23 protein-coding genes are annotated in these 22,097 nt (G+C 50.2%); 10 read left to right on the top strand and 13 right to left on the bottom strand.

Going from position 1 to position 22,097, the window contains the following annotated elements:
• Nucleotides 1–101: 101 nt before the first annotated feature.
• From AC3WQT_RS18805 to hemC, 4 genes are read right to left on the bottom strand one after another with little or no spacing between them, the layout of a single operon-like run.
• Nucleotides 102–1,298 (bottom strand): heme biosynthesis protein HemY, encoded by a 1,197-nt coding sequence (locus tag AC3WQT_RS18805; protein WP_492705976.1) that lies wholly within the window; start codon nucleotides 1,296–1,298, stop codon nucleotides 102–104.
• A 3-nt stretch (nucleotides 1,299–1,301) separates the two neighbouring features.
• Nucleotides 1,302–2,462, bottom strand: a complete 1,161-nt coding sequence (locus AC3WQT_RS18800) for a uroporphyrinogen-III C-methyltransferase (protein ID WP_492705974.1) — start codon at nucleotides 2,460–2,462, stop codon at nucleotides 1,302–1,304.
• Nucleotides 2,459–3,244, bottom strand: a complete 786-nt coding sequence (locus AC3WQT_RS18795; RefSeq protein WP_492705972.1) for a uroporphyrinogen-III synthase — start codon at nucleotides 3,242–3,244, stop codon at nucleotides 2,459–2,461. The genes AC3WQT_RS18800 and AC3WQT_RS18795 overlap by 4 nt, the downstream gene beginning before the upstream one ends.
• 12 nt (nucleotides 3,245–3,256) lie before the next feature.
• On the bottom strand, nucleotides 3,257–4,204 hold the full coding sequence (hemC, locus tag AC3WQT_RS18790) for a hydroxymethylbilane synthase (protein ID WP_492705970.1): 948 nt from the start codon (nucleotides 4,202–4,204) through the stop codon (nucleotides 3,257–3,259).
• Nucleotides 4,205–4,504: 300 nt separating this feature from the next.
• On the opposite strand from hemC, the gene trpS reads away from it, so the two are divergent.
• The 10 genes from trpS to AC3WQT_RS18740 all read left to right on the top strand — a co-directional run bounded on the left by trpS (nucleotide 4,505) and on the right by AC3WQT_RS18740 (nucleotide 14,009).
• On the top strand, nucleotides 4,505–5,524 hold the full coding sequence (trpS, locus tag AC3WQT_RS18785) for a tryptophan--tRNA ligase (RefSeq protein WP_492705968.1): 1,020 nt from the start codon (nucleotides 4,505–4,507) through the stop codon (nucleotides 5,522–5,524).
• A gap of 54 nt (nucleotides 5,525–5,578) precedes the next feature.
• Nucleotides 5,579–6,805 (top strand): winged helix-turn-helix domain-containing protein, encoded by a 1,227-nt coding sequence (locus AC3WQT_RS18780; RefSeq protein WP_492705966.1) that lies wholly within the window; start codon nucleotides 5,579–5,581, stop codon nucleotides 6,803–6,805.
• Nucleotides 6,806–6,853: 48 nt separating this feature from the next.
• Nucleotides 6,854–7,690 (top strand): dienelactone hydrolase family protein, encoded by an 837-nt coding sequence (locus AC3WQT_RS18775; protein ID WP_492705964.1) that lies wholly within the window; start codon nucleotides 6,854–6,856, stop codon nucleotides 7,688–7,690.
• Between the two features lie 128 nt (nucleotides 7,691–7,818).
• Nucleotides 7,819–8,274 (top strand): universal stress protein, encoded by a 456-nt coding sequence (locus tag AC3WQT_RS18770; protein ID WP_492705962.1) that lies wholly within the window; start codon nucleotides 7,819–7,821, stop codon nucleotides 8,272–8,274.
• A gap of 120 nt (nucleotides 8,275–8,394) precedes the next feature.
• A complete protein-coding gene (locus AC3WQT_RS18765) occupies nucleotides 8,395–9,036 on the top strand; it encodes a response regulator (RefSeq protein ID WP_492705960.1) in 642 nt (213 codons plus the stop codon).
• Nucleotides 9,037–9,252: 216 nt separating this feature from the next.
• Nucleotides 9,253–9,636 (top strand): response regulator, encoded by a 384-nt coding sequence (locus tag AC3WQT_RS18760; RefSeq protein WP_492705958.1) that lies wholly within the window; start codon nucleotides 9,253–9,255, stop codon nucleotides 9,634–9,636.
• A 39-nt stretch (nucleotides 9,637–9,675) separates the two neighbouring features.
• Nucleotides 9,676–10,563, top strand: coding sequence for a helix-turn-helix domain-containing protein (locus tag AC3WQT_RS18755; protein ID WP_492705956.1), 888 nt, complete (start codon nucleotides 9,676–9,678; stop codon nucleotides 10,561–10,563).
• Nucleotides 10,564–10,664: 101 nt separating this feature from the next.
• A complete protein-coding gene (locus AC3WQT_RS18750) occupies nucleotides 10,665–11,504 on the top strand; it encodes a universal stress protein (protein ID WP_492705954.1) in 840 nt (279 codons plus the stop codon).
• Between the two features lie 139 nt (nucleotides 11,505–11,643).
• Complete coding sequence (locus AC3WQT_RS18745; RefSeq protein ID WP_492705952.1) at nucleotides 11,644–13,572, top strand: MASE3 domain-containing protein; 1,929 nt, start codon at nucleotides 11,644–11,646, stop codon at nucleotides 13,570–13,572.
• A gap of 113 nt (nucleotides 13,573–13,685) precedes the next feature.
• Nucleotides 13,686–14,009, top strand: a complete 324-nt coding sequence (locus tag AC3WQT_RS18740) for a flagellar basal body rod C-terminal domain-containing protein (RefSeq protein WP_492705951.1) — start codon at nucleotides 13,686–13,688, stop codon at nucleotides 14,007–14,009.
• 10 nt (nucleotides 14,010–14,019) lie between these two features.
• Here the strand turns inward: AC3WQT_RS18740 and AC3WQT_RS18735 are convergent, their stop codons facing one another.
• The 9 genes from AC3WQT_RS18735 to ccoN all read right to left on the bottom strand — a co-directional run bounded on the left by AC3WQT_RS18735 (nucleotide 14,020) and on the right by ccoN (nucleotide 21,900).
• Nucleotides 14,020–14,796 (bottom strand): sulfite exporter TauE/SafE family protein, encoded by a 777-nt coding sequence (locus AC3WQT_RS18735; RefSeq protein ID WP_492705949.1) that lies wholly within the window; start codon nucleotides 14,794–14,796, stop codon nucleotides 14,020–14,022.
• 1 nt (nucleotide 14,797) lies between these two features.
• Nucleotides 14,798–16,201, bottom strand: coding sequence for an oxygen-independent coproporphyrinogen III oxidase (gene hemN / locus AC3WQT_RS18730; protein WP_492705947.1), 1,404 nt, complete (start codon nucleotides 16,199–16,201; stop codon nucleotides 14,798–14,800).
• Nucleotides 16,202–16,210: 9 nt separating this feature from the next.
• Complete coding sequence (locus AC3WQT_RS18725) at nucleotides 16,211–16,468, bottom strand: hypothetical protein (protein ID WP_492705946.1); 258 nt, start codon at nucleotides 16,466–16,468, stop codon at nucleotides 16,211–16,213.
• Between the two features lie 59 nt (nucleotides 16,469–16,527).
• Nucleotides 16,528–17,073 (bottom strand): FixH family protein, encoded by a 546-nt coding sequence (locus AC3WQT_RS18720; protein ID WP_492705944.1) that lies wholly within the window; start codon nucleotides 17,071–17,073, stop codon nucleotides 16,528–16,530.
• 9 nt (nucleotides 17,074–17,082) lie between these two features.
• Nucleotides 17,083–18,495 carry a cytochrome c oxidase accessory protein CcoG gene (gene ccoG, locus AC3WQT_RS18715; RefSeq protein ID WP_492705942.1) on the bottom strand — a complete coding sequence of 471 codons (1,413 nt, stop codon included), beginning with the start codon at nucleotides 18,493–18,495 and terminating at the stop codon, nucleotides 17,083–17,085.
• A gap of 118 nt (nucleotides 18,496–18,613) precedes the next feature.
• Nucleotides 18,614–19,618: a cytochrome-c oxidase, cbb3-type subunit III gene (gene ccoP, locus AC3WQT_RS18710; RefSeq protein ID WP_492705940.1), complete on the bottom strand. Its 1,005-nt coding sequence runs from the start codon at nucleotides 19,616–19,618 to the stop codon at nucleotides 18,614–18,616.
• Nucleotides 19,619–19,620: 2 nt separating this feature from the next.
• On the bottom strand, nucleotides 19,621–19,767 hold the full coding sequence (locus AC3WQT_RS18705; RefSeq protein WP_492705938.1) for a cbb3-type cytochrome oxidase subunit 3: 147 nt from the start codon (nucleotides 19,765–19,767) through the stop codon (nucleotides 19,621–19,623).
• Between the two features lie 58 nt (nucleotides 19,768–19,825).
• Nucleotides 19,826–20,443, bottom strand: a complete 618-nt coding sequence (ccoO, locus tag AC3WQT_RS18700; RefSeq protein ID WP_492705936.1) for a cytochrome-c oxidase, cbb3-type subunit II — start codon at nucleotides 20,441–20,443, stop codon at nucleotides 19,826–19,828.
• Between the two features lie 17 nt (nucleotides 20,444–20,460).
• Nucleotides 20,461–21,900 carry a cytochrome-c oxidase, cbb3-type subunit I gene (ccoN, locus tag AC3WQT_RS18695; protein WP_492705934.1) on the bottom strand — a complete coding sequence of 480 codons (1,440 nt, stop codon included), beginning with the start codon at nucleotides 21,898–21,900 and terminating at the stop codon, nucleotides 20,461–20,463.
• Nucleotides 21,901–22,097: the final 197 nt, after the last annotated feature.

Here is a 22,097-nt window from a genome sequence, read left to right as displayed (position 1 = left end):
ATGGTTTGAGCGGGATTATATAGTTTTTCAAGGCAAAATTGTGCGACGCAACAGGCATCAACACAATTTAACCTGCACCTATCACTATACAAGCCACTACTTCATAACATGGTTGCCATGGCACATTGACGATAATGGCTGGCAGCTTCCTCTGCCTGCCCCAATGCCTCATGCAATTGAGCCAGCTTGAGGTTGCCTTCGCGCACTGTGCGCGGATCAACTGCGTCTGACAAGGCTTGCTCCATATGTCTTTGTGCCTTACCCCATAATTTCTGGCGCAGGCATAGTGTACCAAGCGTCAGCGCCAGTTCAGGGTCTGTAGGATGCTGCTCTGACCATTTTTCACAATGTTCAATTTGCGACAACAAGGCAGCCGAACCTTCAGAGGCAGCTGCATCGCGATAGGCGCGCATGAGACGCTCGTCCCACTCTTCTGACAATGCCTTTTCGACTACGCCACGGGCATCATCAAATAAGCCGTGCGAATTGAAAGCTGTCGCGGCAGTGAAGGCAATAAAGGCAGATTTGCGGTCAGCCTGAGGAATTTCATACCAGACCCGACGTATGGATTCGGCATCATGTCCCTGATTCTTCAGCAAATCCTCATATGCCAGTTCACGCAAGCGCTGTGACAGTGCAGGATGCAGCGCACGATGCTTGTCCAGCGTGCGCACGAGTTTCAGCACTTCCTGCCATTTCTGTGCCTGCTGATTGGCTTTCAGAGCCCAGCGCAAGACCTGAATATGACGAGTACCATTGGCATTCAATTCACGCACAGCCTCAAGAGCCTTACCAGCCTGATGCTGATCGACCAGCAATTCAGTCATACTGACCAGTCGCGCTACCTTATACACATTGTCTTGCTCAAGGCCAGCAAACCAGGAATCGCGACGTTCATACTGACTCATATGATGAGCAGCACGCGCCCCTATGAGAGAGGCAACACCGGCATTGTCCGGCAAATCGGTAGCACGCATGGCGGCTTTTTCGGCATGGCCAAAGCGACCTTCAAACAAGGCTTTCAAAGCTTCGCGCAATGCTTTGTTACTGTCTTTTTCACGTTTGTTCTGACGATACATGGCCACTTTGCGTGGCATTTTTCTGGTGGTGACGATGGCACGTATCACCAGATAAATCACGACAAAAACGACCAATAGCAGGAACAGGAAGAAATTCAGTGACAAATCTATCCGGTACGGCGGAAAGAACAGAACCACATTTCCAGGGTTATAACGAGCGCCTACGGCAAGACCAACAGCAAGCGCAAACAGAATCAGAAGCCGGATAAAGATACGCATACTTTATGGCTTCACTTTATAGTTACGCACCGCATTCAGGCTTTCACCCAAAGTCGGCATTTCTATCGACAAATTACTCCCCTGCACCTGGCGCAACAGAGCCTGCACGGTCTGCGTCTGCTTGGCACGGGTATCAAAATACTTGCCTATGGCATCTTGCGCAGCAATCATATCGCTTCTGAAGATGCTTTCATTTCTGGACAACAGCGCCAGTCTGGCATTCAACAAGCGCAATTTCAGATTTTCACGGGCGAAATAAGATTGTGAGGGTGTCAGCAACAGCACATCCGGTGTTTCGACATTGCGCACCCGTATTAACTGCTTGACCTCATTCCACATCTCACTGGAAAAACTCTGCCAGCCATCTTGCAGGCGCATGCTCCAGGTAATTTCTTCGACATCTTCCACGGTTTTCTTGTCTGCTTTCGCAGTAACTGAAGATTTTGGCAAAACGCGCAACGGTGCCTTTGGCGGCGTGGCGGATACCACAGATTTTTCATCTGACCACAATGGGATATGGTCAATCTGGGCAATCACGCTATCCAGACGCAGAGCCACGCCGGGCAAATCGAGGGCAGGCAAAGACTTCAATCTTTCTATGTCTTTGGCAATGGCGCGGCGTATGGAAATAAATTGTGGCTTGTCCGATTTCGCCAGGCGGCCGTCGGCATTTTGCAAAGCAATCAGGGCACCTTGCACATTACCTGCCAATTGCAATTGCTGGCTGGCGGTTGCCAGTACCTGTTCAATCTCGGCCAGTGCCCAGTCGTCACGGTTCTTGGATAGGTCCTGATACAGCTGCTCCAAAGCCAGTTGCTGACTTTGTGCTTCAGATTGCTTGCCCTCCAACAGAATGACCTTGGACTGGATTTCCTTGGCAGTCTCTTGCACATTGCGCGCCAACACCTTGGTTTCACTGCTATTGGTGTCGGCTGACAAAAGGCGCTTGGCAACTTCTTCACGCAAACCACTAATCTGGTTTTGTGAAGACCACCAGTTAGCTGCCAATAAAACTGCCAGCACGCCGGATACCAGATAGGCAGGATTGGCCCAACCTGGTTCCTTTGCAGCTTCTGCAGGTAAAGTTGGGGCTGGCTGTCGTACCTGGGCATCGACAGGATTTGCCGTCACGACGGCATCGGGATTTGATTGCTGTTCACTCATAGACGAGATTGTAACGCGACAAGCAGTTGTTCGTCGCCAGAAGCTGTTAAGGTTATGTGCAGAAACCCCAGAGATTGTGCGGTTTCTTCAATACGGCTGTGTGGCACCAGCAAATGTTGTCGTTGCATTTTTGCCACGCCACTATTTAAATTCAGAGTCTCTACATAATCACACAAATTGCGCAAGGCCTCAGAACTGGTAATGACCCAGTCATTATCGTCTTCAAGCAGTTGTGCTAAATGCTTTTCATTTTCATCATTCAAGGCAGGTTTAACCCTGCGATAAGCCGCCACCTGCACCACTTCCACATCCTGTGCGCGCAATGCTTCGGCCAATAATTCCCGGCCTGATTCACCACGCACTATCAATACTTTCTGGCCACGCAGCGCATCCAGGTCAAGTTCGGCAAGCAGGGTTTCAGAATCTGTCTTGAGCAGATTACGCGGACGTAAAATCGTCGCTGTCTGATCATTCACGCCATATTCAGCCAGTTTTGCCCGGCTGCCTTCCCCCATGACAGCAAAAGTCAGATTTTCGGGCAAGCTTGTCAAATGCCGGAAAAAAGCTTCTATCGCATTCGGGCTGACGAAGGCTATCAGGGCATAGTCTTGCAACTGCCCTAATTGCTTGATCAGGGCAGTATTGTCTTCCAGTGCCACTATCTCCAGCAACGGGAAATACACCACCTCACGCCCCATGGCCCTTACTTGCCTGGCAAAATCTTGCGCCTGGGCGACAGGCCGGGTGAGTATCACCCTATTGGCGAGCTTATTTGTTTGCATGCCGGGGCTATGTCACTCAGTGATCTCTGCTTTACACACCGCCAAAATGGCTTCCGCATCCTGCGCTGACAGGGCCTGTGCCAGTTTTAGTCCCAGCTCTTGTGGCTTATCAGCATCACCAACAGCTTCTGCCCTGGCGATGCGCGTGCCATCAGGGGTCGCCACCATGGCCCTGATCTGCATTTGCCCCTGGCTGACTGTGGCAAATGCTGCCAGCGGGATTTGGCAACTGCCGCCAAAGGCTTTGGACACTGTACGCTCCGCCATTACAGCTTGCGCCGTCTCGGTATGATTCAAGGCCGCCAGCATAGCTTGCAACTCTGGCCTGTTATCCGGTATTTCTATTGCCATCGCCCCCTGCCCTGCGGCTGGCAAGCTTTCTTCAGGATCCAGGCAGGCACGTATGCGCTCAGGTACACCGAGGCGTTTGAGACCAGCCGCAGCCAGGATGATGGCTGCATATTCGCCATTATCAAGCTTGCGCAAACGGGTATCCAGATTACCGCGCAGCGGACGTATCACCAGCTGCGGGTAACGTGCGGAAATCAGGGCCTGACGGCGCAAGCTGCTGGTACCCACCACGGCACCAGCAGGCAAGCTATCCAGACCTGCGTAGTCGTTGGAAACAAAGGCATCACGCGGATCTTCACGCTCCAGAATAGCCGCCAGGGTGAAGCCCTCCGGCAAATCCATAGGCACGTCCTTGAGAGAATGCACGGCCAGGTCAGCGCGGCCTTCTGCCATGGCGACCTCGAGTTCCTTGACGAACAAGCCTTTGCCGCCGACTTTGGAGAGCGCGCGGTCAAGTATCTGGTCACCACGGGTAGTCATACCCAAAATCTCTATCTGCCAATCAGGGTACAGCGCTGCCAGACGGTCACGCACATGTTCTGCCTGCCACATTGCCAGACGGCTTTCGCGTGAGGCAATAATCAATTTTTTAGAACTTGAAGATGTCAAAATAAGGCTACTTTCAACTGTAAAAGCTGGATACAAAAACCAGACACGATTTTATCATTGCAGGAAATGACTTTATAAGTAATTCAGATGACAAGATGATAGTTTTGCGTGAATTAAATTAAATGCAGGGACAGAATGGGGATAGAAGCACATCAAATCTGGTCAAACTTGACATAGTCAGCCTGAAAACGGCATCATAGCCTCAGAACACGCCTTGATATACGTCATGCCGCTCATGATTCAGCGGCTTTTTTTACGTATACTAGCTATTTTTCACCGCATCACCCAACTGGATTTAGCATGCTCCCTGGTACCGAAAATAAAAAACACCTGATACTGACGGGCGACCGCCCTACCGGCCCTCTGCACCTTGGCCATTTTGTAGGCAGCCTGCGCAACCGCGTCAAATTCCAGAACCAGTATGAGCAATACATCATGCTGGCTGATGCCCAGGCCCTGACTGACAATATGGAAAACCCTGCCAAGGTACATGACAATGTCATGGAAGTGGCGCTTGATTACCTGGCCGTTGGCATAGACCCGGCCAAATCAACTATCCTTATCCAGTCACAAATCCCTGAACTGACAGAATTAACTTTCTACTACCTCAATCTGGTCACGGTAGCGCGACTGGAACGCAATCCGACGATCAAACAAGAGATCGCACTGCGCAATTTTGAGCGCGACATCCCTGCCGGCTTCCTGACGTACCCGGTCAGCCAGGCGGCAGACATCAGCGCCTTCAAGGCCAGCCTGGTACCGGTCGGCGAAGACCAGATACCAATGATAGAACAGACCAATGAAATCGTCCGTCGTTTCAACCGCCTGGCAAATAAAGAGATTTTGGTGGAATGCCAGGCACTAGTACCTGAAATTGGCCGCCTGCCAGGTGTGGATGGTAAAGCCAAGATGAGTAAATCTTTGGGCAATGTCATCAACCTTGGCTTTACACCTGCCGAGATCAAGGCAGCGGTGCGCAATGTCTATACAGACCCGCTGCATCTGCGCGTGGCTGACCCTGGTCATCTGGAAGGCAATGTCGCCTTTATCTACCTTGATGCCTTTGATGAAGACAAAGTCGGCTTACAAGAAATGAAAGATCATTATGTCCGTGGTGGCCTGGGCGACAGTATCGTCAAGGCGCGACTGGAAGGCATCTTGCAGGATTTATTGAAACCGATACGCGAACGCCGTGAAGAATTTGCCAAAGACCGCGGTCAGGTTTTGCAAATACTGAAAGAAGGTACACGTAAGGCACGTGAAATCGCTGCGCAGACTACCGATGAAGTCAGGGCAGCAATCGGCTTAAAACACTTCTGATCTGCGGGGGGATTAGAACCCCCGGTTCTCTCCGTTATCCTGGGCGAAAATTTTATGAGCGCAACTGATTTCCATCTGACACTCAGTTCAGCTCGCGCCCTGCATCTGGCCGCACAAGGTTTATTAAATCCTTCGCCACGCAAAGCTGGCAAACAAGATGTGCTAGCCTGCATACGCAATATGTCGGCACTGCAGATTGACACCATCAGCGTGGTTGCGCGCAGCCCTTATCTGGTGCTATGGAGCCGCCTTGGTAATTATCCGCATGCGTGGCTGCATGAATTGCTGGAGGAAGGACATCTGTTTGAATACTGGTCGCATGAAGCCTGCTTCTTGCCGATAGAAGACTATGGTCTGTACCGGCATCAAATGGTGTCGCCACAGGGGCTGGGCTGGAAATACAACCACAAATGGCTCAAGGAAAATGCAGCCCAGGTAGAAACCGTCCGTCAACATATCCATGCAAATGGTGCCAGCCGTTCGGCAGACTTTGAACGCACCGATGGCAAAAGTGGTGGCTGGTGGGAATGGAAGCCAGAAAAACGTTCACTTGAAGTCTTGTTTACGACCGGCGAACTGATGGTTGCCAAACGCCATAATTTCCAGCGCATTTACGACTTGCGCGAGCGTGTGCATCCCAAGTGGAATGACAAAAAACACCTGAAACCCATCCTGCATTGCGAGCGCGCACAGATATTGCAATCCGTCCGCGCATTGGGTATTTGCAAGGCAAACTGGATCAGTGATTATTTCCGCATGGGGAAACCCGATATCAGTAACCAGGCAGCGCAGCTGGTCAAAGAGGGTTTGTTGATACCCGTCACGGTCGATCAGCACGACGCCCTGTTTTATGTGCATCCAGATCGGATCGATTTGCTGGAACAGGCAAGCGAGAACAAACTGAAAGCTACGGCAACCCGCATCCTGTCTCCTTTCGACCCGGTGGTATGGGACAGAAAACGCGCCATAGAATTATTTGATTTTGATTACAAACTGGAATGCTATACGCCCGCTCCGAAACGGCGTTATGGCTATTTCACCCTGCCTGTCTTGCGCAAGGGTGCCCTGATTGGACGCATGGATGCCAAAGCCCATCGCAAGGAAGGCATACTGAAAATCAAGGCCCTGCATCTGGAACCAGGCATACGCGTTTCTCAAGCCCTGGCGGTGGACCTGGCAAAAACCTTGCGTGAATTCGCCCTCTGGCACGAATGCCAGGATCTCCAACTGACATGGAGCAATTCACCAGAGTTGACTCCCTTATTACAGGCACTGATTTAAATGTACCCACGGGTCGTATTTTTAATTGGCCTGCTGCTGACGTACAGCATGGCAATGGCCGTGGATGCACCAGAAATAGTCAGCTTCCCCAGTTTGGACCTGCAAAATGGGCAGGCAGTCCAGCTTGACGCCTTCTGGTTCCGTGCCGGCGGCAATGCCGCCACAGCACCAACCGTCATTGCCCTGCATGGCTGTGGTGGCCTTTACAGTACCCGTAAGGGACATGAACAGGACCTTAATGCCAGGCATCATAATATGGCCAGGCTATTGCAGGAAAATGGCTACCATGTGTTGATGCCAGACAGTTTTCGCCCGCGTGGTGTGAACAGCATCTGCAGCAGTGCCTACAAAAATCGTGACATCAGCACCAACAACCGCCGTCTGGATGTACAGGCCGCTTTGCAATGGCTGGGCAGGCAAGCTACCGTTGATGCAAAAAACATTGCTCTTCTGGGCTGGTCGAATGGTGGCTCTACCACACTGAATGCCTTGAATACTGCCCATAAAGCGGCAGGCAAGAATGATCTTTACCCCAAGGCAGCCGTTGCTTTTTATCCTGGCTGCCAAGCTTACCTGAAAGCTCGTCCCACTTATCGTCTCGCCTCACCCTTGTTGATATTGATCGGTGCAGAAGATGACTGGACACCTGCTGCCCCTTGTGTGAGCTTTGAAAAAATGCTCGCCCCCTCTCCAGCCAAGGTCAGCGTCTTTGCCGATAGTTATCATGATTTTGATGCCCCGGACCTGCCAGTGCGCAAACGCATGGATGTGCCGAATGGCGTGCATCCGGGACAAGGCGTAACGACAGGCAGTAACCCTGCCGCCAAGGAACTTGCCTACAAGGAAATGCTGCTATTTCTTCAGCAGCAACTGCGTATGCAATAGTGATGCGCCGCCAAAAATTGCTGAATAATTCATCAAATCCCTTGTTTGAAATCAAAGCCGGTGCAACAATCAGAATACATACTAGAGGACTGCAACTGTTTCAAGTTCAATGATGAAAGGCTCAGGATATGTACTCCAGAATCTTGTTACCCACCGACGGCTCTGAACTGTCACATGCCTGTGTTGCAGCAGGACTGGAATTTGCCCAACAATTGCAGGCAGAAGTTGTCGCCGTTTTTGTTGCTGGCAATTATCAATATCCACTGTATGTGGACATTCTGCCCCCAAATGGACCGACTGAAGAAGAATATCAGGCAGCCATGCAAACCCTGGCGGAAAGCTATCTGCAGCCAGTCAGGGAAGCGGCAGCGGCAGCTGGCCTGGCCTATCAGGAAGTCATACAATTCAATGACTCCACTGCCAAAGAAATCGTCCACACTGCACAGGAATATGCCTGCGACCTGATCTTCATGGGTTCTCACGGCAGAAGTGGCCTGGGGCAATTCATACTTGGCAGTGTCACGACCAAGGTATTGTCACTGTGCCTGATACCTGTACTGGTGCACAGGATCAAGCATCACTGAGTCAATCATAAGTCAGACACAGGCCACATCCCGCGTCAGGCTACAGTACAATGATGAAAATCCTTGCCCTGACACAAGCATGTGTCAGATGCATCAACTGAACATGTACTGCAGCCTCCTATGACCCGTATCTTGATCGCCGACGACCATACCATCATGCGTGAAGGACTAAAACGCATACTTGAAGGTATAGAAGATATACAAGTAGTTGGCGAGGCGGTAGATGGTTTCGATACTCTCGAAAAAGTACGCAATACCGAATTTGATGTCTTGCTGATGGACTTGTCCATGCCTGGCCGTAGCGGTGTAGACCTGATACGCCAGATCAAAGATGAATTCCCTAAGCTGCCGATCCTGATACTCACCATGCATGAAGAGGAACAGTATGCGGTACGTGCCATACGCGCCGGTGCACGTGGCTATCTGACCAAGGAAAGTGCTGGCACGCAACTGGTCACCGCCCTGCGCAAGGTAGCCTCTGGTCGCCCCTATATCAGCATAGAAGTGGCAGAGCAACTGGCCATGAGTGCCATGCCTGCGGATGACAGCCAACCGCATACCAGCTTGTCTGACCGTGAATTTGAAGTGTTTACACACTTGGTGAAAGGCAGATCCATCACTGAAATCGGCGAACTGTTGCATTTGAGCGTGAAAACGGTCAGCACGCACAAGACCCGCATCATGCAAAAGATGAATATGACAACCCTGTCTGATCTGGTGCAGTACGCCGTTGCCCACCACCTCTTGCAGCCTCAGGCCTGAGCCCCTCCTCTTCCGTACTCCTCAATAAAATATCTGATACAGCGCAGCCAGTCCATGCAGGATGGCTTGCGCAAGCTCGCCTCATACATTGCCCTCTAGGAATATTCCTACAAGCGCAGCGTCAAATCTGACACTTCAAATCAGCATCCCCTGATTTAAATCAACGCCCGTGCTCACGATAATAGAGCCTAAGCAAACACGCACAGCAAGCACAACATGAACCTGTACATCGTCGAAGATTCACTCCTGATCCAGAACCGCCTGATACGGTTCATTGAAGAAGTGCCTGGCATGCATGTGCTGGGAGTGGCAAGTGATATGGGCAGTGCCTATCAAGCCCTGCTTGCCAATGATGCCGATGCATTGATACTGGACATCCAGCTTGCAGACGGCAATGGCTTGCAACTGCTGAAAAACATAAAGCAAAGCAGACCAGGAATCAAAGTGGTGGTACTGACAAATCATGCAACTGAAGGCAACCGCATCCATGCCTTGCGCGCAGGTGCAGATGGATTCCTCGACAAATCCACTGATTTTGGCCTGCTACAAGATTACCTGCTGCGTTGGCAGCAACCAGATTCGAATCATCAAATCAATTAATAAATTAACTAACGTCGCTTACCTTTCAAGGGAAATATCATGACTACAATAGCCTTCACAACCAGCACCGGCAATCAGTCTTCCATTGCCAGCAAAAGTGTCTTCCCAGTCATTTCCAATGAAGCGGGCTGGCGTTGTCATGGCAATCTCTGGTCGAATCTGCGGGAAGTCTGTGAACTCTTGCGCATTCCTACACCTGCCGCTTCCGCTGATGAAGAAGCTCTGTTTCAGCATGTACGTTTTAAAGCTGGTCAAAGGGTGCATACCATAGGCCAGGATTTTGACACTCTGTATATCGTCAATTCCGGTTTTTTAAAAACCGTACTGCTTGATGAATATGGCAATGAACAGGTATTAAGTTTCCCCATGAAAGGTGATTTGCTTGGTATAGACGGCATACATAACCAGCATCATGCGTCTGAAGCCGTCGCCTTGTCTGATTGCGACATCATCCTGCTGCCTTACAAAACCTTTTCCGCATTGGGGCGCGTTTATGCCGAACTGGAACAGGCCATGTTCTGTGTCATGAGCCGCGAGCTGGTGCGTGAACAAATCATGATAGGCATGCTCAGTGCCCTGAGTGCTGAGGCCAAGGTCGCCCGCTTCCTGACCACCCTGGGTGAACGTTTCAGTCAACTCGGTTACTCTGGCAAAACCTTTAATCTGCGCATGACCCGCCATGAGATAGGCAGCTATCTGGGACTGACCCTGGAAACAGTCAGCCGTACCCTGTCTGCCTTCAATGAAATGGGCTTGATCAGTGTTGACCAACGCCAGATTGCCCTCAATGACGTGCCTGCGCTGAAGACCCTGCGTCGCCTGCCACCAGCCAAGGCACGCATCAAGGTCAGTGAAAAGGTATCTGCTTTAGTTGGTAAGAATTTATTGCCACAATGGGGCAAAGAAGTTGCCGTTGCCTTAAATTAGTGTAAGCTTTAGCAAGTAGTCATCAATTTTTGCCAGGTTCCCCTGGCAAAAATTCGGCCAAACTTGTTTTTTTTCCACGATTTCACATCAAGGAGCAAAACATGCCTTACAAAACCATACTGGTTCATGTTGATGAATCTGAGCGCTCAAATTTTCGCGTTCGCGTCGCAGCAGAAATCGCCAAAAGCGACGAAGCCCACCTGATAGGAACTGCCGTTACTGGTGTCTCGCGTTTTATCTATCAGGATGGCAATATCAGTGCGAATGACCCCAACCTGACCATACATCTGAATTATTTGCGTGAACGCGCAGAAAAAGCTGCCAGCAACTTCAATGAACAAGCCAAGTCACTGGGAGTCAATTCCTACGACAGCATGATTGCCAATGATGAAGCTGGCGGCGGCATAGGCCTGCAAGCCAGGTATAGCGATCTGGTAGTCATAGGGCAGACCAATCGCGATGAACCTTCACCGTCAGTGTTGCCTGACTTCCCTGAATACCTGATCATGAATTCAGGCCGGCCGATAATGATCATCCCTTATGTCGGCGACGTCATTACAGTGGCAAAGCGGCCATTGATCGCCTGGGATACCAGTCGCGAATCGACCCGCGCCATTACGGATGCCATCCCTCTGTTGCGCCGCGCAGAACTGGTACATGTGGCTATTTTCAATCCCAAAGCTGTACCCGACAGCCACGGTGAACAACCAGGTGCCGATATCGCCCTGTACCTGGCACGGCACGGCATCAAGGTAGAAGTTGGCGTGCATAAGACATCGACTGATATCGGCAATGCCCTGCTGTCGCTGGCACATGATCTGGACAATGATTTGCTGGTCATGGGTGGTTACGGCCACTCACGTTTCCGTGAAATGATCATGGGTGGCGTTACCAGAACTATTTTACAGAGCATGACCCTCCCCGTACTAATGTCGCATTAAACTGCGTATTTTTACGCTATAGCAAATGACACTCCTTTTACAGGAGTGTCATTTTCATTTGTAGTGACCAGAATAGCGAACTGCAATCTGACATTTCCGAATTAAAATAACTACCTCTTCATAGAACAACAAGAAATACATGGCACATGATTATCCAAGACTGGTAAAAGCACGCTGGATAGCAGGTCTGCTTGCGCTGCTGTCCAGCATTTTATGGTTGAATCACGCCTCCCTGTCGGCAATCCAGATGCCTGCTCCTTTGCCCGTACATACAGTGCTTGAAACCATCACCATCGTGATATTTACTTCGGTATTCATCGTCTGCTGGAATGCCTTTGGTGGTGCGCGAAAGAAGAGTAGTGTCATTCTGGCAGTCGCGTTTCTGTGTACCGCCATCCTGGGCTTCATGCATGCGATAAGCTTTCAGGGCATGCCCGGTTTTCCAGATACCGAAGACATGCATAAATCTTTGTTGTTCTGGCTGCTGTCGCGCTCATTCATCGCCACTACCCTGCTGGGTCTGGCGCTGGCACCGGAGGATTCTGAGGTCAGCCCGGCACAAGCCTATTTTGTGCTGATTGCGGGCCTGATAGCGACAGCTGGATGGATGATGATGGTATTTGCGCTGCCACATCTGTTACCACTGACCTATATCCAGGGCGAAGGGCAAACTTCCTTCAAAATGGCTTGCGAAGTCGGTCTGATTGCTATCAACCTGTTTACTGCCTATCAATTGAACAAGCGGAACGAAGCCATCTCCGAACCGGGCGAGCAAGGCGAACGCCTGCAGATAGAGCGAGCCCCGCTGTTTCTTGCTGCCATCCTGTTGGCCATCTCTGAAGTGTATTTCGCCATTTATGTCGATGGCAATGATGTCTTTGTCGCTGTCGGTCATGTGTTCCAGTTGCTGGCCGCAATCGCGATTTATCGCGGCATGGTGGCTGTGAATATCCATACACCCTACGCCAGTCTGGCGGAAACCAGTCAAAATCTGGCTAACTCAGCCCACGAACTGAGTATAGAGCGTGAACGCCTGAGCCGCATGATAGATACGGCGATAGACGGCATCATCACCATCGATGAAACGCAATCCATCATCCTCGTCAATCCTGCAGCCGCGACCGCTTTCGGCTACGAGGTGCAGGACCTGATGGGCGCATCGCTTGATCTTGTATTACCGGAGCGTCATCGTAAGGTGCACGGCAAACATGTGCAGCAATTCGGTGAGACTGGTGAGACCCGCAGGAAGATGGGTGGAAATTTTGATGACTTTTACGTCACTGGTGTCAAAGCCGATGGTGAAGAGTTCCCGATTGAAGCCTCAATTTCGAGCCAGATTGAAAACGGCAAACGTTTTTATACCGTCATCTTCCGCGACATCACAGAACGCAAGGTCGCCAAAGAAAAAATGGCGCTTTACCATGATGAACTGACACAGTTATCAGCCGCCCTGCAAAGCATACGTGAAGAAGAACGCAAGCATATTGCGCGTGAACTGCATGACGATCTCGGTCAATTACTGGCCGCCCTGCGCATGGATTTATCGCTACTGCAAAGAGATAGTGTATTGACAGGCAAAACCCAGCAAACCCTGAATAGCATGGACCAGTTGTTACTGACCTCCATCACCACTCTGAGGCGCATTGCCACCGACCTCAGGCCACGTGCCCTGGATGAAGGCGGCCTGTACTTTGCCCTGCAAACCCTGCAAAAAGATTTTTCCCAACGACATGGGATAGCTTGTGACCTGGAAGCAAATGAAGAACAACTGGCGCTCGACGACGCGCGCAGTACGGCCATCTTCCGCATCGTCCAGGAGTCACTGACGAATGTGGTCAGGCATGCACATGCCACGGAAGTGCAAATCGCGTTCGAACGCAGTCCAAGTACCCTCAGTTTCAGCATTACGGATAATGGCAAAGGCATAGAGGCCGATGAGATGCGCAAATCACGTTCTTTTGGCCTGGTCGGCATGCGCGAGCGCGTCAAGGCCATGCAGGGAGAGTTTCTGGTTGATAGCCAACCTGGCGAAGGAACCAGGCTGAAAATTAATTTGCCACTAAATTAAGTAAATAAATCAAGCAAATAAGTTAAGCAAATTGAATAGCCGTGCAAACTTATCCGTTCCGGTATAAGCTTTCATTAAATCACCTTGTAATCACATTGTATTTGGAGTACTTCATGTCAGTTTCAGCGCTTAACAGTGGCCTTTCAGGACTCAAGGCTTACACTCGTGCGCTGGACAGTTCTGGCCACAATGTGGCGAATGCCAGCACCTCAGGTTTCGTCCCTCAACAAGTCAGTTTTCAAGAACAGCCTGCAGGTGGTGTGATTGCCAATATCAGCCGGGAAGGCAGCAGCCTGGCTTCGCAAGAACTGAGCGGTACTGATCTGACCAGCGAAATCGTGCAATCCATACAATTTAAAACAGGTTTTGATCTGTCTGCAAAAATCATCAAGACCGCAGATGAATTACTGGGTACGTTGATCGATATCAAGGCTTGATGCCGCCCTCTCAGGCAGTTGGCACCAGACATAAGAAGGATGGCATATCCTTCATATCAAAATGCCAAAGCCCTAAAGCACCTAGCCCTATCAAGATTGCTGCCCCCAGATAACGCAGGCCACGCATGATTTTTTTATTCTGCGCCTGTTGCATGACTGCCTGAGTCAGTAATAAATGCGGCAATGCAAACACGCCAAACACCAGCATCAGCAAAGCACCTGACCAGGCATCACCCGACAGCAAGGCAAATGGCGCAACACCGTACAAAAGGCCGCAAGGCAGGCAACCCCAGCTCATCCCCAATAAAAATGGATATCTTGCTGCCTGTTGCAGCGATGGCAGTCTCCTGGTCAATCCCGCATGTAATTTCGCCAAAAAACTTTGCAAAAAAGGGATTTGCAGCGACAGACCCAATACGCGCAATCCAAGAAGTATCAACATCAGATTGCCAACAACGAACAGAATTTGCTGTACTGGTAAATAAGGTTTGAACAACATGCCTGCTGTTCCAAGGCCACCAAGAATAGCGCCAGCAATTACATAGGTAAAAATGCGACCGCTTTGTAATAGGCCTTGATATAACACTCTGGCTTGCAAATTGACGGCAATTTGTCCAGTCCCGCCCTGGGCTACAACGGTAATCGGAATGGTTTTACTGGCTGGCCTATCGCGTTTCTGCCCCGCCTGCGTCAACAGCAAGGAGATACCGCCGCACATTCCAACACAATGGACACCACCTATGGCACCGGCAGTCATCGCGGCAAATACCAAAGGGAGAGTCAGCATATCAAATCAATTTGGAATACCGGGCACCTGACTGCTGCGACAGGTAGCAATCAAAGACCATCGCCAGTGCGCGTACGAACAAACGCCCTTTGGCAGGAATGCTGATACTGGCATCATCAATAAGTACTATGCCTTCTTTGGCATAGTCTTGCAGCTTCAGCAATTCAGCAGCAAAGTAATCGGAGAAAGAGATGCCATATTGAATCTCAAGAAATTTGAAATTCAGGGTATTACTGCACATCAGGCTCATGATGATCTGCCTGCGCAAGATATCATCAACATCAAGATGGTATCCTTTCTCGACAGGCAATATTCCCTTGTCCAGACTGGCATAGTATTCATCCAGCGTGCGCAGATTCTGACCATAAGACGCGCCCACCTTGCCTATCGCCGACAAGCCCAGGGCAATAAGATCGCAATCTGCGCGCGTGGTGTAACCCTGAAAATTCCGATGCAGGCTACCATCCAGCGTTGCCAATGCCAGGCTGTCATCCGGTTTGGCGAAATGATCGAGACCTATGTAAATGTAACCCTCAGCCAGCAAGCGTTTGATCGACATCAAAAAAATCTGCAAGCGCTGTTCTGCAGAAGGCAAATCTGCTTCGGCAATACGGCGCTGTGGTTTAAACCTGGTCGGCAGGTGTGCGTAGTTATACAGCGCAATGCGTGCTGGCGAGAGTGCGATGACCTGATCCAGGGTTTGCGAAAAACTGTCCAGATTCTGCTTGGGCAAGCCATAGATCAAATCAAAATTGATGGATTGAAAACCACAGGCGCGGCTATCAGCGACAGTTTGTGCCACCATCTCATAAGGCTGGATACGGTGCACTGCCTTTTGCACATCAGCATTGAAGTCCTGCACACCCAGGCTGGTGCGGTTGAAACCCAGCTCCGCCAACAATTGCAAGGTCTCTGTCGTGACTGTGCGCGGATCTATTTCTATCGAGATTTCAGCATCATCAGAAAAATCAAAATGTTCGCGCAGCAAGTGCATCAACTGACGCAGTTCAGCATGACTGAGGAAGGTAGGCGTACCACCACCCAGATGCAACTGGCTCAAGGTTTCCCTGTGATGCAAATGCCCTGTGACCAGCTTCAACTCTTTGGCCAGATATTCCAGATATTTGGCTGAGCGTCCATGGTCTTTGGTAATGACCTTATTGCAGGCGCAGTAGTAACACAACGAAGCACAAAACGGAATGTGTATGTATAGCGATAAAGGCGGCTTGTTCAATAAACGGCTGCGCTCTTCCAGGTAGAGTATGTAAGATTCTGCAGTAAAACCTTCCATGAATCTGTCTGCCGTTGGGTAAGACGTGTATCTCGGCCCCAGACTGTCGAAACGACGTATCAAAGCTTCTGGGATTTCTATTGCTGGAAATGCAGCCAGTTCGTTCATTTTCATGATGATGTCTCAATGTGCTTTCTGCACAAGCAAGGCCGTTAAACCACTAGACAGAATTCCCAGCATCCAGAAGGCAAAAAAACCTACTGTGTAAACACCAGTTTCATGCATTTGCAGGCGCTGATCCAGCACAATCATTTCCATAGGATCAATAAGGCTGAAAAACAAGCCAGTTGCCGCACAAGCCATCAAAAATGCAGGCCACAAGACGATCATTAACATGGAGCGCAACTGTGGTTTGCGTGATGTGATAGTGCTATTTTCCAAATCCTGTCCCCTTCTAGTGGTTATCCAGCCTCAGGTCAGCAAGCTTTCAGGGATTACCTTCATTTTGCTGCATTCAGTTGCACCGATTTTTGTTCTGGATCAAACCAGTCACCTGTCAAACGCCAGTCTGTTGTCTCCAGTTTGATATGAAACAGCTTTACAGTTCCCTCACCCGCCTTGGGCATCAATTTCAAGTCACCTTCATACTGTCCAGGTGAGGTCTGTTTCATAGGTAGTCGGCGGATAACTTCACTGACAGAATTACTGCCAGCAGCGGCATTGGCCATACTGAGTTGTATGGTCTCTGGCAAATTGCTCTTGCCACTGAGTTGCAACATGATCTTGCCTTTGACAAAGTCAGCATTGATGTAGGCATTCAGTTGCATTTCCCTAGCCCTGGCGTCACGCTGTATATCTTTGTTGATCATCAAGCCTTGCTTGTAATAGTCTTCGGCGACGACCTTATCAGCGCCACGCATGGCAATGTAGCCAGTGTAAATACTTGCGCAAACCACAAATGCCGGACCACCAGCGACCAGCAGCAACCATGGTTCTTTGTACCAGGTATCACGCCTGGATTTTGGGGGCATCAAACTGGCTTCCATTTTCTTCTCCTATCGTGGAACGATGAACACGGCTTTTTCAGTCACAGTCACTTCTGGCGAGTCCAGATCCTTGACAATAAAGCGTATGCGATTGGAACCTTTGGCCAACACATTTGCTGGCACCCTGACCCTGATCGGGAAAGCTTTTGCTGTTGCAGATCCAACTTCAAGATTAGCTGAATTCACGATAACTGCACCACTTGCACCCTGCACTTCCACACTGTAATGCCGGGCGGACTCCTGGGTGTTCATCACTTGCAGGCGATAGACATTTTCTATCGCACCCGTTTCTGTGATCTTGGGCATGCCGCGGTCTTTAATGACATCAAGCTTTAAAGGCGTATGCAGGGCCAGAGAAACGGCAGCCAGTAAAATAATCAAACCCAGCAAACCACCGTAGATCAGGGTACGCATGCGGAACACCCGCCTCCACATGGCTTTGTCATCCAGTTTTCGTGTCAGCGCATGTTCAGTGGTATAACGTATCAAACCCCGTTCATAGCCCATCTTGTCCATGACCTGGTCACAGCCATCAATGCAGGCACCGCAGGCGATACACTCATATTGCAAGCCTTCACGGATATCAATTCCGGTAGGACAGACCTGCACGCAAATCCCGCAATCGACACAGTCACCCAGGCCTTGTGCCTTGTAGTCGACTTTCTTGTTCCTTGAACCGCGAGGATCGCCACGTGCGGTATCGTAAGTAACAATCAGTGTGTCCTTGTCAAACATGGCACTCTGGAAGCGTGCATAAGGACACATATATTTGCAGACCTGCTCACGCATCCAGCCCGCATTACCATAAGTGGCAAAGCCATAGAACAGGAACCAGAATGTTTCCCATGGGCCTAGCGTAAAATTGCCCACTTCTATCGCCAGTTCACGTATGGGTGTGAAATAACCGACAAAGGTAAAACCCGTCCACAGTGCCAGCGTTATCCAGATGAAATGCTTGATGAATTTGAGTGAAAACTTGCGTGCCGACATGGGCGCGGCATCCAGCTTGATCCTGGCATTGCGCTCACCTTCTATCTTCTGTTCTATCCATAAAAAGATTTCCGTGTACACGGTTTGCGGACAGGCATAACCACAAAACACTCTGCCAGCAATGGCGGTAAACAAAAATAGACTCAGGGCAGAAATGACCAGCAAGACTGCCAGATAAATAAAATCCTGTGGCCATAGAACCAGGCCAAAAATATAAAATTTACGTGCTACCAGATCAAACAATACTGCCTGTCTGTCATTCCAGTTCAGCCAGGCTGTGCCATAAAACAAAGCCTGGGTAAAAAACACCAGCACCCAGCGCCAGGAAGAAAACCAGCCTGTTTGCGTACGTGGATAGATCTTCCTGCGCTCTTCAAAAAGCGCCAATTCAGCTTCTTCTATCGGCACCTGGATGATGGGTATGTGCTTCATCGTGATTCTGTTTTTCTTAATAAGACAAGGTGGCAAGGCCAAACAATGCAGGCGGGGCATGCTGTATGATCACTTTCCCTCCCTGCGTATGATTGGCGTTGTCATGGTTATCATTCACTTACTTGTTTGAGTTCGCCGCGCCCGATGCCGTTGCAGCGATCTGTTTGACTGCGCCAACGTCGGCATCGCCAATCTGTGCAGAAGCTGAATTATTTGACAGTCCCCAGACATAGGCAGCCAGCAGGTGCAGCTTGCCGTCCGTCAAAATGGTTTTATGCGCTGGCATCTGGTTATTGCGTCCCTTGTTGATGGTTTCCATGACGTTTTCAATACCGCCACCATATAGCCACACTTTATCCGTCAGGTTTGGTGCACCCAGTGCCTGATTACCCTTCCCATCACCACCATGACAGGCGGCGCAAGCAGCGAATTTGGATTTGCCTAATGCAGCCTTGATAGGGTCATACGCAGAATTGGACAGACTCAATACATAATTGGCGACGTTACGAACATCATCATCAGTACCCAGCGCCACGCCCATGGGTGGCATCTGGCCATGGCGGCCTTCGCGTATGGTAGTCAGGATGGTTTGTGGGTCACCACCATACAGCCAGTCATTGTCGGCCAGATTAGGATAGCCCTTGCCGCCTTGCGCATCAGAGCCATGGCATTGTGCGCAGGTGTTCAGGAACAGACGCTGACCAATTTCACGGGCTTGCGGATCTTTGGCAACTGCCTTGATATCCATGGCAAGATATTTATTGAAGATAGGGCCATATTGCGCCTCACCATCTTTCATTTCTTTTTCATATTCACCTTTTTGACTCCAGCCAAATGTGCCCTGCCATTTGCCAAAACCAGGGTACACAATCAGGTAGCCAACGCTATACACCACGGTCAGATAAAACAGCCACATCCACCATTTAGGCAGGGGGTTGTTTTGTTCCATCAAGTCGCCGTCCCAGACGTGGCCAGTGGTTTCTGCAGGCAAGGGCTTGCCATCGCTGCCGACTTTGACCTTGACCTTGGATTGTGACCACAGCAGTAACACGCAGGCCAGCATGGACAAGGCCGTAGCGATGGCGATGCCGGTACTCCACCATTCATTAAAAAAGTCTGCCATGGCTATTTTCCATTCTCATTATCAATTGGCAAGCGCGCCATTTTTTCAAACCTTTCCTTGTTACCCGCACTAAATGCCCAGTAGATAATGCCAAGGAATACGATGAGGCTGATGACGGTAACGACGCTGCTGATTATTGTGAAATTCATTTTTAATTTCTCCCCGAATAGCCGGGCCACTCAAAAACAGGGCCAGGCCATTCCTCTGTCAATTCTTGTTCGTGATCGCAGTGCCCAACACTTGCAGATAAGCGATCACCGCATCCAGTTCAGTCTTGTTCGCCAACTCAGAAGCACCAGCCTTGATTTGCGCATCGGTGTAAGGCACTCCCAAGGCTTTCATGGCTTTGAGTTTGGGCGTGACCTCATCAGGCACGAGCTGTGTTTTAGCCAGCCATGGATAGGCAGGCATATTCGACTCCACCACGACCGAACGCGGATCATTCAGATGGTCTTTGTGCCAGGTATCGCTGTAGCGTCCGCCAACACGCGCCAGATCGGGGCCAGTGCGTTTGCTCCCCCATTGAAAGGGGTGGTCGTAGACAGATTCACCTGCCACAGAATAATGGCCATAGCGTTCAGTCTCGGCACGGAAAGGGCGTATCATCTGTGAATGACAGCCATAGCAGCCTTCTCTCAGATAAACGTCACGACCTGCCAGTTGCAGTGCCGAATAAGGCTGCATGCCCTGTACTGGCTGGGTCGTTGATTTTTGAAAAAACAAAGGGACGATTTCAACCAGGCCGCCGACACTGATGGTCAGGATCACCAGCACCAGCAGCAAGCCCACATTCCGCTCAATCAAGTCATGAGTAAAATTACGCATTCAATTTCTCCTTTGATTTATGCATGTGCTGCAGTTGCAGGCAAAGCCGGGATCGCATTATTGACAGGCTTGGCTGCCACGATCGTTTTTGTGACGTTGTAAGCCATTACCAGCATGCCACTCAGGTACAACAAACCACCCAGCATACGTATCACATAGTAGGGATAGGTTGCCTTGACGCTCTCAACAAAGGAGTAAGTCAGCGTGCCATCCTCATTCACTGCACGCCACATCAGGCCCTGCATGACACCGGCAATCCACATGGACGCGATGTACAAGACCACACCTATCGTCGCCACCCAGAAATGCACTTCAATGAGACGTTTGCTATACATCTGCGTCTGACCAAACAGGCGCGGGATCAGGTAATACAAGCTGCCGATGGTGATGAAGCCTACCCAACCCAAAGCACCGGAGTGAACGTGGCCAACAGTCCAGTCTGTATAGTGAGACAAGGCATTCACGGTCTTGATCGCCATCATCGGGCCTTCAAAGGTCGACATGCCATAGAAAGACAGGGACACGATGAGGAAACGCAGGATAGGGTCAGAACGCAACTTGCTCCAGGCACCGGACAGGGTCATGATGCCGTTGACCATACCACCCCAGGACGGAGCCAGCAAAATCAGCGAAAACAACATGCCTATGGATTGCGCCCAGTCAGGCAAGGCGGTGTAATGCAAGTGATGCGGGCCCGCCCACATATAAGTGAAGATCAATGCCCAGAAGTGAACGATGGACAAGCGATAGGAATAAACCGGGCGCTCAATTTGCTTGGGGATGAAGTAATACATCATGCCCAGAAAGCCAGCCGTCAAAAAGAAGCCGACGGCATTATGGCCGTACCACCACTGCACCATCGCATCCTGCACGCCAGAATAAGCAGAATAGGATTTCATGAACGACACCGGGATGGCAGCGCTATTGACGATATGCAAAACTGCTACCGCGATAATGAAGGCACCATAAAACCAGTTCGCCACATAAATGTGCTCCACCTTGCGCTTGACCAGTGTGCCAAAAAACACCACGGCATAGGATACCCAAACCACGGCGATCAGCAGGTCGATAGGCCATTCCAGCTCCGCATATTCTTTACCCTGGGTAAAGCCCATAGGCAAGCTGATGGCTGCAGCGACGATCACCAGTTGCCAGCCCCAGAATGTGAATTCAGCAAGGCCCTCAGAAAACAAGCGCACATTGGATGTGCGCTGGACGACGTAATAGGAAGTGGCAAACAAGGCGCAGCCACCAAAGGCAAAGATCACGGCATTGGTATGCAAGGGGCGCAAACGGCCATAACTCAACCACGGTATGCCCCCCAGAAATTCTGGCCAGGCAAGCTGGGTAGCAATCACCACGCCCACGAGCATGCCGACGATTCCCCAAACCACTGCCATGACAGAAAATTGCCGTACAACCCGATAGTTGTATGTGTTTTCTTTAGTTATTGTCATGATCTCACTCTGTTGTAAAAATACACCGCCAGAATAACAATCACCTTGCCCAGCTACATTGATGCAAATCAAATGCAGCCAGATTCAAAATCAATTACCGGCAAAAGACAACATGCGCATAAATCTGAAGAATCAGTTTTTAAAAAAAACAAAAAAAAAGACATCCAGAGGATGTCTTTTTTAACAGCAAGATGATG

This window comes from Undibacterium sp. FW305-107, assembly GCF_058788535.1.
Note: the sequence above shows the minus strand (reverse complement) of the source record. Positions and strands in the feature narration are given on the sequence as shown.

Coding starts and splice junctions, on each gene's coding strand:
- ccoG (WP_492705942.1), bottom strand. CDS start 18,495: ATGAAGCACATACCCATCATCCAGGTGCCGATAGAAGAAGCTGAATTG.
- ccoO (WP_492705936.1), bottom strand. CDS start 20,443: ATGCGTAATTTTACTCATGACTTGATTGAGCGGAATGTGGGCTTGCTG.
- AC3WQT_RS18745 (WP_492705952.1), top strand. CDS start 11,644: ATGGCACATGATTATCCAAGACTGGTAAAAGCACGCTGGATAGCAGGT.
- AC3WQT_RS18760 (WP_492705958.1), top strand. CDS start 9,253: ATGAACCTGTACATCGTCGAAGATTCACTCCTGATCCAGAACCGCCTG.
- AC3WQT_RS18735 (WP_492705949.1), bottom strand. CDS start 14,796: ATGCTGACTCTCCCTTTGGTATTTGCCGCGATGACTGCCGGTGCCATA.
- AC3WQT_RS18750 (WP_492705954.1), top strand. CDS start 10,665: ATGCCTTACAAAACCATACTGGTTCATGTTGATGAATCTGAGCGCTCA.
- AC3WQT_RS18780 (WP_492705966.1), top strand. CDS start 5,579: ATGAGCGCAACTGATTTCCATCTGACACTCAGTTCAGCTCGCGCCCTG.
- AC3WQT_RS18775 (WP_492705964.1), top strand. CDS start 6,854: ATGGCAATGGCCGTGGATGCACCAGAAATAGTCAGCTTCCCCAGTTTG.
- AC3WQT_RS18805 (WP_492705976.1), bottom strand. CDS start 1,298: ATGCGTATCTTTATCCGGCTTCTGATTCTGTTTGCGCTTGCTGTTGGT.
- AC3WQT_RS18795 (WP_492705972.1), bottom strand. CDS start 3,244: ATGCAAACAAATAAGCTCGCCAATAGGGTGATACTCACCCGGCCTGTC.
- AC3WQT_RS18800 (WP_492705974.1), bottom strand. CDS start 2,462: ATGAGTGAACAGCAATCAAATCCCGATGCCGTCGTGACGGCAAATCCT.
- AC3WQT_RS18755 (WP_492705956.1), top strand. CDS start 9,676: ATGACTACAATAGCCTTCACAACCAGCACCGGCAATCAGTCTTCCATT.
- ccoN (WP_492705934.1), bottom strand. CDS start 21,900: ATGACAATAACTAAAGAAAACACATACAACTATCGGGTTGTACGGCAA.
- AC3WQT_RS18705 (WP_492705938.1), bottom strand. CDS start 19,767: ATGAATTTCACAATAATCAGCAGCGTCGTTACCGTCATCAGCCTCATC.
- AC3WQT_RS18770 (WP_492705962.1), top strand. CDS start 7,819: ATGTACTCCAGAATCTTGTTACCCACCGACGGCTCTGAACTGTCACAT.
- AC3WQT_RS18765 (WP_492705960.1), top strand. CDS start 8,395: ATGACCCGTATCTTGATCGCCGACGACCATACCATCATGCGTGAAGGA.
- ccoP (WP_492705940.1), bottom strand. CDS start 19,618: ATGGCAGACTTTTTTAATGAATGGTGGAGTACCGGCATCGCCATCGCT.
- AC3WQT_RS18720 (WP_492705944.1), bottom strand. CDS start 17,073: ATGGAAGCCAGTTTGATGCCCCCAAAATCCAGGCGTGATACCTGGTAC.
- trpS (WP_492705968.1), top strand. CDS start 4,505: ATGCTCCCTGGTACCGAAAATAAAAAACACCTGATACTGACGGGCGAC.
- hemN (WP_492705947.1), bottom strand. CDS start 16,201: ATGAAAATGAACGAACTGGCTGCATTTCCAGCAATAGAAATCCCAGAA.
- AC3WQT_RS18740 (WP_492705951.1), top strand. CDS start 13,686: ATGTCAGTTTCAGCGCTTAACAGTGGCCTTTCAGGACTCAAGGCTTAC.